Origin of the sequence: Microbispora sp. H10670, assembly GCF_014161385.1 — a bacterium.
GTDB lineage: Bacteria > Actinomycetota > Actinomycetes > Streptosporangiales > Streptosporangiaceae > Microbispora > Microbispora triticiradicis.
Window position 1 is genome coordinate 19,411 of sequence record NZ_JABBWW010000021.1, and the last position, 14,086, is coordinate 33,496.

12 protein-coding genes are annotated in these 14,086 nt (G+C 72.3%); all 12 read right to left on the minus strand.

Translation table 11 applies throughout. The features are described from left to right. Nucleotides 1-54: 54 nt before the first annotated feature. The 12 genes from HHX33_RS25595 to alaS all read right to left on the minus strand — a co-directional run bounded on the left by HHX33_RS25595 (nt 55) and on the right by alaS (nt 14,085). On the minus strand, nt 55-2,628 hold the full coding sequence (locus tag HHX33_RS25595) for a phenylalanine--tRNA ligase subunit beta (RefSeq protein ID WP_182876838.1): 2,574 nt from the start codon (nt 2,626-2,628) through the stop codon (nt 55-57). Continuing rightward, entirely contained in the window at nt 2,628-3,728 is a 1,101-nt protein-coding gene (gene pheS, locus HHX33_RS25600) for a phenylalanine--tRNA ligase subunit alpha (RefSeq protein WP_182876839.1), read from the minus strand. Before pheS ends, HHX33_RS25595 begins: the two co-directional genes overlap by 1 nt. A 108-nt stretch (nt 3,729-3,836) precedes the next feature. Further along, the gene (locus tag HHX33_RS25605) at nt 3,837-4,931 is read right to left on the minus strand and encodes a sensor histidine kinase (RefSeq protein WP_182876840.1); all 1,095 of its coding nucleotides are present in this window, start codon (nt 4,929-4,931) and stop codon (nt 3,837-3,839) included. A gap of 96 nt (nt 4,932-5,027) precedes the next feature. Then, nucleotides 5,028-5,861, minus strand: a complete 834-nt coding sequence (locus tag HHX33_RS25610) for a TrmH family RNA methyltransferase (RefSeq protein ID WP_117408919.1) — start codon at nt 5,859-5,861, stop codon at nt 5,028-5,030. Between the two features lie 68 nt (nt 5,862-5,929). Continuing rightward, the gene (gene rplT / locus HHX33_RS25615; protein ID WP_117408920.1) at nt 5,930-6,310 is read right to left on the minus strand and encodes a 50S ribosomal protein L20; all 381 of its coding nucleotides are present in this window, start codon (nt 6,308-6,310) and stop codon (nt 5,930-5,932) included. 25 nt (nt 6,311-6,335) lie between these two features. Next, nucleotides 6,336-6,530 carry a 50S ribosomal protein L35 gene (rpmI, locus tag HHX33_RS25620; RefSeq protein WP_030504936.1) on the minus strand — a complete coding sequence of 65 codons (195 nt, stop codon included), beginning with the start codon at nt 6,528-6,530 and terminating at the stop codon, nt 6,336-6,338. Nucleotides 6,531-6,672: 142 nt separating this feature from the next. Continuing rightward, on the minus strand, nt 6,673-7,287 hold the full coding sequence (gene infC, locus HHX33_RS25625; protein ID WP_117408921.1) for a translation initiation factor IF-3: 615 nt from the start codon (nt 7,285-7,287) through the stop codon (nt 6,673-6,675). A gap of 264 nt (nt 7,288-7,551) precedes the next feature. Then, nucleotides 7,552-8,391, minus strand: a complete 840-nt coding sequence (locus tag HHX33_RS25630) for a shikimate dehydrogenase (RefSeq protein WP_182876841.1) — start codon at nt 8,389-8,391, stop codon at nt 7,552-7,554. Then, entirely contained in the window at nt 8,388-9,542 is a 1,155-nt protein-coding gene (mltG, locus tag HHX33_RS25635) for an endolytic transglycosylase MltG (protein ID WP_182876842.1), read from the minus strand. The genes HHX33_RS25630 and mltG (HHX33_RS25635) overlap by 4 nt, the downstream gene beginning before the upstream one ends. 328 nt (nt 9,543-9,870) lie before the next feature. After that, complete coding sequence (mltG, locus tag HHX33_RS25640; protein ID WP_182876843.1) at nt 9,871-10,905, minus strand: endolytic transglycosylase MltG; 1,035 nt, start codon at nt 10,903-10,905, stop codon at nt 9,871-9,873. Beyond that, complete coding sequence (gene ruvX / locus HHX33_RS25645) at nt 10,902-11,405, minus strand: Holliday junction resolvase RuvX (protein WP_117408925.1); 504 nt, start codon at nt 11,403-11,405, stop codon at nt 10,902-10,904. The genes mltG (HHX33_RS25640) and ruvX overlap by 4 nt, the downstream gene beginning before the upstream one ends. Nucleotides 11,406-11,412: 7 nt before the next feature. Beyond that, nucleotides 11,413-14,085, minus strand: a complete 2,673-nt coding sequence (gene alaS / locus HHX33_RS25650; RefSeq protein ID WP_117408926.1) for an alanine--tRNA ligase — start codon at nt 14,083-14,085, stop codon at nt 11,413-11,415. Nucleotide 14,086 lies beyond the last annotated feature (1 nt).

Consider the following 14,086-nt stretch of genomic DNA (forward strand, 5'->3'; position numbering starts at 1 on the left):
CGGCCCGCGGGCGGGCGCCGGCGACAGACCGGCGCCCGCCCGCGATCGTGCTCGTCAAGCGCCGCGGAGGTGGGCTCCGGTGCGCTCCGCGGCGAGGGCGACGGCGGCGTCCCGCGCCGCCGTGGTCTCCTCGGCCGTGAGCGTGCGGTCCGGCGCCCGGAACCGCAGCGTGTACGCCAGCGACTTGTTGCCCTCGCCGACCTGCGGCCCGGTGTAGACGTCGAACAGCCTGACCGACTCCAGCAGGCCGCCCGCGCCCTCCGCCAGGGCGGCCGCCACCTCCGCGACCGGGGTCGCGGCGGGGACGGTCAGCGCGACGTCCTGGGTCGCGACCGGGTAGGCGGACACGGGGGGCGCCTGCACCGGCCCGGCGGGCCGCAGCAGCGACAGCTCCAGCTCCATCGCGCACGTGCGCGGGGGCAGGCCGTACGCCTCGATCACCCGGGGATGCAGCTCACCGGCATGACCGGCGAGGACCTGCTCCCCGGTCTCCGGGTCCGGCACGGTCAGCGCGGCGCAGCGCCCGGGGTGCCAGGGCTCGCGCTGGTCGGCCCGTATGACGAGCTCGCCACCGGCCGCCCGCGCGGCCGTGCGGGCCGCCTCGACGGCGTCCGCCCAGGTCGCCTGCCTGCCCTCGCCCCACCAGCCGGAGCGGTGGAACTCCCCGGCGAGCACCACGGCCACCCGGAACGGCTGCCGCGGCAGCGCGATCTCGATCGCCGCCAGCTCCTCCTCCGAGGGCCGGCGGTCGACCGCGAGAATCGGGGCCGACGCGGGCGCGTCCGGCTCGGGCCGGTAGATTAGCCCCGACTCGAACAGGGCCACGTCGGCGAACCCGCGGCCCACGTTGCGCACCAGCGTCTTCAGCAGCCCCGGCAGCAGCGTGGTCCGCATGTACGGCTCGTCCTCGCTGAGCGGGTTGACCAGCCGGGTCGTCCGCCTGCGCGGGTCCCCCTCGGGCAGCAGGAGGTTGTCGAGGTCGCGGGGGCCCATGAACGGGTAGGCGAGCACCTCGACGTATCCCGCGTGGGCCAGCGCCCGGCCGACGCGGCGGCGCAGCCGCTGCCCCTCGGTCAGCCCGCCGCCGGCGGGGGCGGGCGGCAGCACCGACGGGATGCGGTCGTAGCCTTCGAGCCGGATGACCTCCTCCGCGAGGTCGTTCGGGTCGGTGAGGTCGGGCCGCCAGCTCGGCGGGACGACCGTGATCGGGTCCTCGCCGTCGACGGACAGCTTCCCGGCGAGGTCGCCCGACGCGAGCACTCCGGTCGCGGCGACGCCCTGGCCGCCGTCCGGCCGGGAGGCGGCGGCGCCCTCGGTCACCACGCAGCCGACCTGCTCCAGCCGGCGGATCACCGTCTCCCGCCCGTAGGCCACGCCCGCGACGCGGTCCGGGTGGCCGGCCGGGATCGTGATCCGCACCGGGGCGACGTCCACCTGCGCGTGCGTCACGCCGGCGTCGGCGACGGCCCCGCCCAGCTCGGCGAGGAGCCGGACGGCGCGCCACGACGCGGCCAGCGGCAGCTCCCGGTCGACGCCGCGCTCGAACCGCTTGGACGCCTCGCTCACCAGGTTGTGCCGCCGCGACTCCCGGGCGATGCCGGTGGCGGAGAAGTGGGCGGCCTCGATGACGATGTCGGTCGAGGTCCCGGAGATCTCCGTGTGCAGGCCGCCCATCGTGCCGGCCATCGAGATCGGGCCGGAGTCGTCGGTGATGAGGATGTCCTCCTCGTGGAGCGTCCGCACCACGTGGTCGAGCGTCTCCAGCGTCTCCCCCGGACGGGCCCGCCGTACGACGAGCGGGCCGGACAGGCGCGACCGGTCGAAGGCGTGCAGGGGCTGGCCGAGCTCCAGCATCACGTAGTTGGTGACGTCGACGGCCAGCGAGACCGAGCGCACGCCGGCGCGGGCCAGCCGCACCCGCATCCACAGCGGCGACTCCGCGGCGGGGTCGAACCCGGTCACCGAGCGCAGCACGAACCGGTCGCAGGCGGTCGGGTCGCCGATCGACGCCGGCCAGGACTCGCCGTCGCCGTCCGGCGTCTCGATCGCGGCGGGATCGCGGAACGGCACGCCGAAGGCGGTCGCCGCCTCGCGGGCGACGCCCCGGATGGACAGGGCGTATCCGCGGTCGGTGGCGACCTCCAGTTCGAGCACGTCGTCACGCAGGCCAAGCAGCTCGACGACGTCCGCGCCGATCGGGGTGTCCGGCGGCAGCAGCAGGATGCCCGGGGACGAATCGGCGACGCCGAGCTCGGCCTCCGAGCAGATCATGCCGTCCGACAGCCGCCCGTACGTCTTGCGGGACCCGATCTCGAAACCACCGGGCAGCACCGCGCCCGGCAGCGCGACCGGGACCACCGCGCCCTCGGAGAAGTTCGTCGCGCCGCAGACGATCTCGCGCGGCGTGGCCTCGCCGACCTCGACCCGGCAGTGCCGGATGGGCTTCTTGAACCCGGTCAGCTCCTCGATCTCGAGGACCCGGCCGACCACGATGTTCTTGATCTCGTGGCCGTGCGAGTGGAGGGCCTCCAGCTTGAGGCCGGCGGCGGTGAGCCGGTCGGCCACCTCCTGTGCGGTGACCGCGGGGAGATCGACGTACTCCCGCAGCCATGAAAGCGGGACCTTCATCAGACCTCCATCCCGAACGGCAGGGTGAACCGGATGTCGCCCTCGACCATGTCACGCATGTCCGCGGCGTTGTGGCGGAACATCAGCGTCCGCTCCACGCCCATGCCGAAGGCGAACCCGGAGTAGACGGCGGGGTCGGCGCCGCAGGCGATCAGCACGCGCGGGTTGACCATCCCGCAGCCGCCCCACTCGATCCAGCCCTCCGACTTGCAGGTGCGGCAGGGCGGGTTGCCGGGCACCGCGGAGGAGCCGCGGCAGACGAAGCAGCGCAGGTCGAGCTCGGCCGACGGCTCGGTGAACGGGAAGTAGTGCGGCCGGAACCGGGTCGTGATGCCGTCACCGAACATCACCTCGGCGAACCGGTCGAGCGTGCCCTTCAGGTGGGCCATCGTGAGCCCCTTGTCGACCGCCAGGCCCTCGACCTGGTGGAAGACCGGCGTGTGCGTGGCGTCGAGCTCGTCGGTGCGGAAGGTCTTGCCCGGCGACACCACGTAGACGGGCAGCGAGCGCGACAGCAGGGCCCTGATCTGCACCGGCGAGGTCTGAGTGCGCAGGACCTTCCCCGACTCGACGCTCTCCACGAAGAACGTGTCGTGGTCGGACCTCGCGGGGTGGTCGGGCGCGATGTTCAGCGCGTCGAAGTTGAACCACTCGCCTTCGAGCTCCGGCCCCTCGGCAACCTCGTAGCCCATCGCGACGAAGGCGTCGGCGATGCGCTCCTGCAGGGTGGTGAGCGGGTGGCGGGCGCCGCGCGGCGCGTGGTCCCACGGCAGCGTGACGTCGACGGTCTCCTCGACGAGGACCCGCGCGTCACGCTCGGCCTCCAGCTCGGCCTGACGGGCGGCCAGCGCCTCGCCGATCGCCTTGCGCGCGGTGCCGATCCGCTTGCCCGCCTCTGCGCGGGCGGCGGGCGGGAGCGCGCCGATCTCACGGTTGGCCAGCGCGATCGGCGAGCGGTCGCCCGCGTGCGCCAGCCTGGCCTGCTTCAGATCGTCGAGGTCGCGCGCCGCCGCGATGGCGGCGAGGGCGTCGGCCTGTGCCCGCGCGACCTCGTCGGCGTGCAGCGGCGTCACCTCGACCGGGTCATAGGTGTTCGACAAGAGAGAGCTCCGTATCCAGGGGCCTGCGAGCGCCCTGCGCTCAGCGGCAACGAGTCTAGTCCGATCAGCCCACCGGGCCGTCCTCCGCGCGAGGGCCTGTGGAAAAGCTCAGGCGAAGTCGGGGGTGCCGGTGGGCAAGGTAAATCGGAACTCGGCGCCGCCGCCGGGCGCGCGCTGCACGATGATCGTGCCGCCGTGGGCCTCGACGAGGCCCTTGACGATGAACAGGCCGAGGCCGGTGCCCCCGCGGCGGCGGCCGTTGCCCCGCCAGAACTGACGGAAGACGCGGTCGACCAGCTCGGGCGCCACGCCCTCACCCTGGTCCCGCACCGACACCGCCACACCCCACTCGACCGGCTCCACCACTATGGTCACCGTACCGCGTCCGTGGCGCACCGCGTTTTCCACCAGGTTCCCGAGAACCTGGTCGATCTTGTCCTGGTCGAGCCACGTCTCGGGCGGCTCGCCGAGGACCTCCAGCCGGAAACGGTCCTCCGGCTCCCCCGCGGCCACCCGGCCGGCGATGATCCGGCGCGCCCGCGCCGGTACGTCCACGACCTGCCGGTGGATCTCCACCCGGCCCGACTCGATCCGCGAGACGTCGAGGAGCTCGGTGATCAGCCGCGTCACCCGGTCGGCGTCCGCGTTGACCGTCTCCAGCATGACGAGCTTCTGGGCGTCGGTGAGCCGCTCCCACTTCGCCAGCAGCGTCGCGGTGAACCCCTTGACGCTGGTCAGCGGTGAGCGCAGCTCGTGCGCGACCGTGGACACCAGGTCGGCGCGGCTGCGTTCGACCCGCGCGCGCGCCGACGCGTCGCGCAGCGTGATGACGACCCGCTCCACCTCGCCGCCGCGCGCCGGCTCCCGGACGAAGCGCGCGGCGACCAGCAGTTCCTGCCGTCCGGGCAGGTGCAGCGGCCGTTCGGGCTGGCGGCTGCGGGTACGCAGCCCGCCGTGCGGGTCGAGCCACTTCCACCAGTCGCGGCCGTCCTGGTCGCGCAGCGGCAGCACGTCGCCGATGAGCCGGCCCACGGCCGCCCGCCGGGTCACCCCGGTCAGCCGCTCCGCCGCCCGGTTGACCATCAGGATCACACCGTCGGGGTCGGTCGCGACGAGGCCGTCGGGAAGGTCGTCGACGTCGATGAGCGCCCGCCCTCCGGCGTCCCCTTCAGGGGTGCCGCCGGGGGTGTCGTCACCTCGCACGAGACCGCCTCCTGACGCTCCGGAACTGCGCGCGCCGCCCCTTCCTGCACGGCTCCTTCGCCGACAATAGCGGGTTTCCGCGGCCCGGCAGCAGCCTCAGCCGCCGGGGGTGGTGGGATCTTCCACGGTTTGTAAGGTCTGCCGCTGAACCCGCGCGGAAGAGTAGAGACACACCGCCGCGGCGGTGGCGAGGTTGAGGCTCTCGGCCCGTCCGTAGATCGGGACGCGGACGACCTCGTCGGCCAGGGCGAGGAGCTCGGGCGGCAGCCCCCACGCCTCGTTGCCGAACAGCCAGGCGGTGGGCTCGTCCAGCGCGACCTCGTCGAGCGTCCGGGTGCCCGCTCCGTCGGCCGCCAGCACGCGCAGCCCGGCCTCGCGCACGTGCCGCACGGCGTCGGCCACGGAGGTGCCCGTCACCACGGGCAGGTGGAAGAGGCTCCCCGCGCTCGCCCGCACGCACTTGCCGTTGTACGGGTCGACCGAGGCGTCGGTGAAGACCACGGAGTCGGCGCCGGCGGCGTCGGCCGTACGCAGGACGGTGCCCGCGTTGCCGGGGTCGCGGACGTGGGCGAGGATCGCCACCAGCCGGGACGTGGGCGCGACGGCCTCCGCCAGCGGGACGTGCACGAACCGGCACACGGCCAGCAGCCCCTGCGGGGTGACGGTCTGGGTCAGCTCGGCCATGACCTCGCCGCTCGCGCGGTGCACGGGCACGCCGGCCGCGTGGGCGGCGGCCACGATGTCGGCGTGCCGGGCCTCGGCCTCGACCGTCGTGAACAGCTCCGCCGTGACGTCCTTGACCGCGAGCGCCTCGCGTACCGCCTGCGGCCCCTCGGCCAGGAACGCCCGGTCGCGGTCGCGGAAGGCGCGTTTGGTCAGCCTGCGGGCCGCCTTGACCCGCGGCGACCTGATGTTGGTGAGCTCCGCCATCCCTGCTCATTCCCCCTCAACGTCGATGAGGGCCCACCGCAGGCGGCGGGCCCTCGTCGGAGCAGGTCTCAGGCGACCGGCGCGTTCACGTCGGACGGGAGCGCCTTCTTGGCGGACTCGACCAGCGTGGCGAAGGTCGGGGCGTCGTTGACCGCGAGGTCCGCGAGGATCTTGCGGTCCACCTCGATGCCCGCCAGACGCAGGCCCTGGACGAACCGGTTGTAGGTCATGCCGTTGGCGCGGGCCGCCGCGTTGATCCGCTGGATCCACAGACGGCGGAACGTGCCCTTCTTGTCCTTGCGGTCCCGGTACGCATAGGTCATCGAGTGGAGCATCTGCTCCTTGGCCTTGCGGTAGAGGCGCGACCGCTGCCCCCGGTAACCGCTTGCCCGCTCGAGTACGACCCGGCGCTTCTTCTTGGCGTTGAGCGCCCGCTTCACGCGTGCCATGTTGTTCTATCTCCCCGGGTCGTTACTACTTGGCGAGCAGCTTCTTGATCTTCTTGGTGTCGGCGTCGGACATGACGACGACACCCTCGAGACGGCGCGTACGGGTGGACGGCTTGTGCTCGAACAGGTGCTGCCGGTTGGCGCGGCGGCGGACAACCTTGCCGGATCCGGTGAGCCGGAACCGCTTCTTCGCACCGCTGTGCGTCTTCATCTTCGGCATCTCAGCCGTCTCTCCCTCTTTGGTCCGTGCCGACGGCCCGGGCCGGTAACCCGAGCCGGCGGCTGCCTGACTCCGCGAGACCGTCCCGGTCTCGGATTCTCCGTGTCGTTTCGGGCGCCCTGCCCGGTGGTTCAGGCGGGCGTCACTGCGCCTGCGCGGGCTGCTGCTCCTGCGCGGACTCCTCCGCCGGGCGGTCCTCGCCACGCTGCGCCTTGGCGGCGGCCTTCTCGGCCTTCGCCTCGGCCTTCTTCTTGTGCGGCCCGATCACCATGATCATGTTTCGGCCGTCCTGCTTCGGCTGCGACTCGACGAACCCCAGATCGGTGACGTCTTCCGCGAGGCGCTGCAGGAGCCGGAAGCCCAGCTCTGGCCGGGACTGCTCACGGCCCCGGAACATGATCGTGACCTTGACCTTGTCTCCAGCCTTGAGGAAGCGCACGACGTGACCCTTCTTGGTCTCGTAGTCGTGCGGGTCGATCTTCGGCCGGAGCTTGATCTCTTTGATGATCGTGTGTGCCTGGTTGCGACGGGCCTCGCGCGCCTTCATGGCCGACTCGTACTTGAACTTGCCGTAGTCCATGAGCTTGCAGACGGGCGGGCGGGCGGTGGCCGCGACCTCCACCAGGTCGAGATCGCTCTCCTGCGCCAGCTTCAACGCGTCGCCGATGGAGACGATGCCGACCTGTTCGCCGTTCGGGCCGACGAGGCGGACCTCGGGCACACGAATACGGTCGTTGATGCGGGGCTCGGTGCTGATGGGACCTCCAAAAGACTTCCGCTTGTCTCGACCGTGCGGGAAAAACGAAAACCCCGCACGTCACGCATGCGGGGTCACTGAGCTCTCCTGCCGAAAACTCCGTTGTGATCCTGAACCCGTCCGCCTTTCGGCGAAGCAGGTGGGAGGAGGACCTCCGCTTGCGCGTCCAGCTCATGCCGGACCGATCGAGTTCCTACGTTACCACAAACCCGCACGGCCCCCGGCGTATTCCGGCCCGGGCCGCCCCGCCCAGGAGACGACCGCTCAGGATGCCGCGCGCCGGGCGATCTCGGCCTCGCCGGCCGCGCGCATCGCCGCGACCGGCACGTCCGCCCGTCCCGTCATGAGCTCGACCTGCCGCGCCGCCTGGTGCAGCAGCATGGGGAAACCGCCCACGACGGTGCGCCCACGCGCCCGGACGGCCCGGGCCAGCGCCGTCGGCCAGGGCGCGTAGACGACGTCGAACAGGGCCCCCTTGTCGGGCAGGCGGGCCGCGACCCGCTCGGCGAGCGCGTCGGCCGCGCCGGACGGCAGCGTGGAGACGACCAGGCCGGCCGCGGGGTCGAAGTCGTCGAAGGAGCGCACGGTCACCGCGACGCCGAGGCGCTCGGCGACGCGCAGGGTCTCCCCGGCGCGGGCCGGGTCGCGCACGACCAGGGTGGCCTCCGCCAGGCCCGTCTCCCGCAGGGCCGCGAGGGCCGAGGCGGCGGTGGCGCCGCCGCCGAGGACGACCGCCGAGGACGGCGCGGGCACGCCCGCCTCGGCGAGCGCCTCGACGATGCCGTACACGTCGGTGTTGTGCCCGTGCCGCCCGCCGTCGCGGAACACGACCGTGTTCGCGCCGCCGACCGCCAGCGCGAGGTCCGAGACGGTGTCGAGCAGCGGGAGCACGGCACGCTTGAGCGGCATCGTGAGCGACAGGCCCGCCCACTCCGGGCCCAGCCCGGCGACGAGGCCGGCGAGCCCGTCCTCGGCGCACTCGATCGCGTCGTAGCGCCAGCCGTCCAGACCCATCTCCGCGTACGCCGCCCGGTGCAGCACCGGGGAGAGCGAGTGGGCGACGGGCGAGCCCAGGACGGCGGCCCGGCGGACGGTCCCGCTCACTGGTAGTTCCTGTTGAACTCGTCGCGCAGCTTCCAGAACTCCGACTCCTTGTCGGTGAACTTGGTGATGCCCCGCTTCGGGTCGACCGTCACGAAGTACAGCCAGTTGCCGTCCGCCGGATGCAGCGCGGCCTCGATCGCGTGGTCGCCCGGGTTGCTGATCGGGCCCGGCGGCAGGCCGGCGTACTTGTAGGTGTTGTACCGCGAGGTGCTGGTCAGGTCCGCGTGCGACGCGGCGATGCCGTACTTGTTCAGGCCGTACATGACCGTGCTGTCCATGCCCAGCTTCATCGGGGGGTTCGACAGCAGCCGGTTGTAGATGACGCGGGCCACCTTGGGCATGTCCTCGGCGCTGCCCGACTCGGCCTGGACGATGCTCGCGATGATCATGACCTGGCGGGGCGAGAAGCCGACCTGCCTGGCCTGACCTTCCAGGTCGATCTTGTCGGCGGTCTGGTTGAACCGGTCGACCATGTTGGTGAGGATCTGCTGCGGCGTGAGCTTGCTGTTGATCTCGTACGTCGCGGGGAACGCGTAGCCCTCCAGCCGGCCCTTCGCGTAGGCGGGGAGACCGATGTCGGCGCGGGCCGCCTTCTTGAAGTCCTCGACCGGCTTGCCCGAGGCGGTGGACAGCTCCTCGAAGATCTTGCTGAGCCGCAGCCCCTCACGGATGGTGAGACGGTTGAGCACACGGTTCTTCGGGTCGAGCAGGGTCAGCGCCGAGGCGGCGGACATGCCCTTGCGCATCGCGTACTGGCCCGGCTGGAGCGAGGAGCTCTTCCCGGCCGCGCCGATGGCGTTGACGAACGCCCGCGCGCTGGCCACGACGCCCTGCTCCTCCAGCATCTGGGCGACATCGGTGGCGCTCTCGCCCTCCTGGATCTCGACGACGACCTCACCCGTCCCCTCGCCGGTGAAGTCCTTGGGGATCATGACGCCGCGCGCCCACGTGAAGCCCAGGTAGCCGAGACCGGCGAGGACCCCGACGATGATCACAATGGCGAAGAGCGTGGCGACCCTGCCCTTGCGCCGCTGCCGCTTGCGGCGTCTGCGGCTGCGTCGCTGCTGGGCCCGGCCGCCGGAAGGGCGACGCCGGGGAGAGCCGTCGTCGTCCTCGGCGCCGAGCAGGAAGTCCATGTCCAGTTCGTTCATAGTGCGCTGGCCAATCTCTCGGTACGAGAGGCCTCCCGTCAAGCGAGTGTGCCAGACCGAGGGGGTCCGGTGGGGGTCCGGTACGGGTCCGGTATGAGTCCGGACAGGGGGACGTTCGCCTACCGCGGGCCGTCCGGGCGGTGCCCTGGACGCACCTGGGCCACCGCTTGGTCGTGTCTGACAAATCATGCCCTGCTGCGCGGGGCCCAGGCGGCGCCTCGCTGCGTTGTCGTCGTCGGCCGGAGGCTCCGCTCCGACCTCCTCCTCCGCCTTGCGATGCATCCACCTGGATCCCCGCTCGCGACGGACAGCAATCGTCAGACACTCCCTAGTTCGTCCCGAGATACCTGTTCAGCTCCTCCCGATATTTCCTGAACTCCATCTCTTTGTCAGTGAATTTGGTGATTTTACGACGAGGATCGGTGGTCACGAACCAGTACCAGCCACCCTCGGCGGGATGGAGCGTCGCCAGCAGCGCGCTCTCCCCCGGGTTGCCGATCGGTCCGGGCGGCAGCCCGGGGCGCGCGTAGGTGTTGTACGGGGAGCCGTTGCGCGTGTCCTCGGCGGTGACCTTCAGCGTGTGCCGGTTCAACGCGTAGTTGACCGTGCTGTCCATCTCCAGCTTCGCGCCCCGCGCCAAGCGGTTGTACACCACTCTGGCGATCTTGGGGTAATCGGCCGGGACCCCGCCCTCGGCCTGCACGATGCTCGCGACCGTCACCGCCTGCCGGGGCGTGAGGTTCAGGCGCGGCGCCAGATCCTCCAGGCCCACCTTCTTCGCCGCGAGGCGGAACCGGGCCACCATCTTCCTGAGCATGTCGCCGGCGGTCGCCCCCGGCTCTATCTCGTACGTGGCCGGGAACAGGAACCCCTCGGCCTCTCCCTCGGCGTACGCGGGCAGGCGCAGGCGCCGGGTCTCGCCGGCGGCCTCGGTGAAGTCCTTCAGCGGGATGCCCGTCCCGTCCGCGAGGACGCGCAGCACCTCGCGCAGGCGCAGTCCCTCGGGCACGGTGACCTTGCGCACCACCCGGCTCGCGGGCGCCAGGAGCAGGTCGAGCGCCGCGGAGGCCGACATCCGGCGCCGTAGGACGAAGCGGCCCGGGTGCAGGCCGCTCTCCTTGGAACGGCTGATCACCTGCTCCACGAACGACTGGGCGCTGGCGACCACGCCGGCCTTGGCCAGCGTCTGGCCGACCTCGCCGGCGCTCGTCCCCGGTGTGATCTCGATCGTCACCGTCCCCGAACCGCCGCCGGAGTAGTCGGGCGGGCTGCCGGGCTGGCCGACGACCGCGTGCACGCCGTACGCCACCGCCGCCGCGACCAGGGCGAACCCTCCGCCGGCGACGAGCGCCGCCCGCCTCACCGTGCGGTCCCGCCGCTCGCTTCCTCACCCGGCCCCGCGGGGGGGCCCGGTGGTCCGAGAGGCCTGCCGGGGGGATTGCCGGTGGCCCGCTCTCCGTCGAGCGCGGCCTGCAGCAGCAGGACGGCGGCCGCCTGGTCGATCACGTCACGCTGGTCGCGGGCCTTCACGCCGCTGGAGCGCAGCCGCTGCTGGGCGCCCACGGTGGTGAGCCGCTCGTCCACGAGCCGGATCGGGACCGGCGCGACCGTCCTGGCCAGCCGCGCGGCGAACGCCCGCGCGGCCTCCGCGGCGTGGCTCTCCCGGCCCGACAGCGACGTGGGCAGGCCGACGACGATCTCGATCGCCTCGTGCTCGGCCGCGATCTCGGCGATCCTCGCCAGGTCGCCCCGGCCGCGCCGTACGGTCTCCACCGGCGTGGCCAGCAGGCCCGAGGGGTCGCTGCGGGCCACGCCGACGCGGACGGAGCCGACGTCGACCCCGATCCTGACGCCATGTCTCATCGGCGGATCAGGCCACCGCGGAGGAGATGGCCTCCTCGACCGCGCGAAGCGCGTCACCGATCGCCTCGGGCCGCGTGCCACCGCCCTGCGCCACGTCGTCCTTGCCGCCACCGCCACCCCCGAGAGCCTTGGCGGCGACGCCGACGAGACGGCCCGCCTTCAGGCCACGCTCGCGTCCCGCCTCGCTGACCGCGGCGACGACGACCGGCCGGTCGGAGGGGACGCCGGAGACGACGACGACCGCGGCGCGGTCGCCAGGGAACCTGCCGCGCACATCGAGGGCGAGTTTACGCAGGTCGTCGGCGGAGGTGCCATCAGGCGCGCGGTGCGTGACCACCGAGACGCCCTGGACGTCGCGGGCCTGCGCGGCGAGCTCTCCGGCCACCGCGAGCACCTGGGCCGAGCGGACCTTCTCCAGCTCCTTCTCGGCGGCGCGCAGCCGGGTGACGATGCCCTCGATGCGCTCGGGCAGCTCCTCGCGGCGGGTCTTGAGCTGCTCGCTGAGCTGCGCGACGAGCACGCTCTCCCGGGCGAGGAACCGGAACGCGTCGAGACCGACGAGCGCCTCGACCCGGCGCACGCCCGCGCCGATGGACGACTCGCCCAGCACCTTCACCAGGCCGAGCTGGCCGGAGCTGGCCACGTGGGTGCCGCCGCACAGCTCGCGGGAGTAGTCGCCGACCTCGACGACCCGGACCTCGTCGCCGTACTTCTCGCCGAACAGCGCGAGCGCGCCCATCGCGCGGGCCTGGGCCTGGCTGGTGTAGAACGCGTTGACCTTGAGGTCGCCGATCAGGACGGCGTTCACCTCGTCCTCGACGTCGCGCAGCATCGACGCCGGCACGGCGCCCGCGGCGGTGAAGTCGAAGCGGAAGCGTCCCGGGGAGTTCTCCGAGCCCGCCTGGGCCGCCGACTCGCCGAGCGCGTTGCGGAACCCGCGGTGGACCAGGTGGGTCGCGGTGTGGCTGCGGGAGATCGCCCGGCGCCGCTCCAGGTCGATGTCGGCCTGCGCCTGGTCGCCGACCCGCACCTCGCCCGTGCGCACCTTGCCGCGGTGCACGATCAGGCCCGGCACCGGCGACTGGACGTCCACGATCTCGATCTCGGCGCCGCCGGTGCGGATCAGGCCCTGGTCGGCGAGCTGGCCGCCGCCCTCCGCGTAGAACGGGGTGCGGTCGAGCACGATCTCCAGGGTGGTCCCCGCACCCGCCGCCGGGACCGACGCGCCGTCGACCAGCAGGCCGATGACATCGGCCTCGGAGGTGGTGTGGTCGTAGCCGAGGAAGTCGACCTTCCCGGCCTTCTCCAGGATGGTGGTGAAGACCGAGATGTCGGCGTTGCCGGTCTTCTTCGCCGCGGCGTCGGCCTTGGCGCGGTCCCGCTGCTCCTTCATGAGCCGGCGGAAGCCCTCCTCGTCCACCTGGAGGCCCTGCTCGGCCGCCATCTCCAGGGTGAGGTCGATCGGGAAGCCGTAGGTGTCGTGGAGCTGGAACGCCTGCTCGCCGCCGAGCGTGCCGCCGCCCTTGCGCCTGGTCTCCTCCACCGCGACGTCGAAGATCGCCGTACCGGTGCGGAGCGTGCCGATGAACGACGCCTCCTCGGCGTCGATGACCGTGTGGATGTTGGCGGCGTCCGCCTTGAGCTCGGGGTACTGCTGGCCCATGGCCTCGATGGTGACGGCGGTGAGCGCGTGCATGTGCCGCTCCTCGCCCGCGCCGAGCAGGCGGAGGTTGCGGATCGCGCGGCGCAGCATGCGGCGCAGCACGTAGCCGCGGCCCTCGTTGGACGGCAGCACGCCGTCGCCGACGAGCATGACTCCCGCCCGCATGTGGTCGGCGATCACCCGCAGCGAGACGTCCGCCCGCTTGTCGCGCCCGTAACGCGACCGGGTGAGCTCGGCCGCCGTGTCGAGGATCTTGTACGTGGTGTCGATCTCGTAGATGTTGTCGACGCCCTGGAGGATCGCGGCCATGCGCTCCAGGCCCATGCCGGTGTCGATGTTCTTGGCCGGCAGCTCGCCCGCCACGTCGAAGTCGACCTTGGTGCGGACCTTGCTGAGCTGGAACTGCATGAAGACGAGGTTCCAGACCTCGAGGTAGCGGTTCTCGTCGGCGATCGGCCCGCCCTCGCGGCCGTACTCGGGGCCGCGGTCGTAGTAGATCTCCGAGCACGGGCCGCCGGGGCCGGGCACGCCCATGTGCCAGTAGTTGTCGGCGAGGTCGCGGCGCTGGATGCGGTCGAGCGGCAGTCCCACCTCGCGGTGCCAGATGTCCTGGGCCTCGTCGTCGTCCAGGTAGACGGTCGCCCACAGGCGGTCCTCGGGGAAACCGAAGCCGCCCTCGGACTCGGGGCGGGTCAGCAGCTCCCAGGCGAACGGGATCGCCTGCGCCTTGAAGTAGTCGCCGAAGGAGAAGTTGCCGAGCATCTGGAAGAAGCTGGCGTGCCGGGTGGTCTTGCCGACCTCGTCGATGTCGAGGGTGCGCATGACCTTCTGGGCGCTGGTCGCCCGCCGGAACGGCGGCGTCTGCTGCGCCAGGAAGTAGGGCTTGAACGGGACCATCCCCGCGTTCACCAGAAGCAGCGTCGGGTCCTCGGCGACCAGGCTGGCCGAGGGCACGACTGTGTGCCCGCGCTCCTCGAAGAAGCGCAGGAAGCGGCGCGCGATCTCTGCCGACTCCATC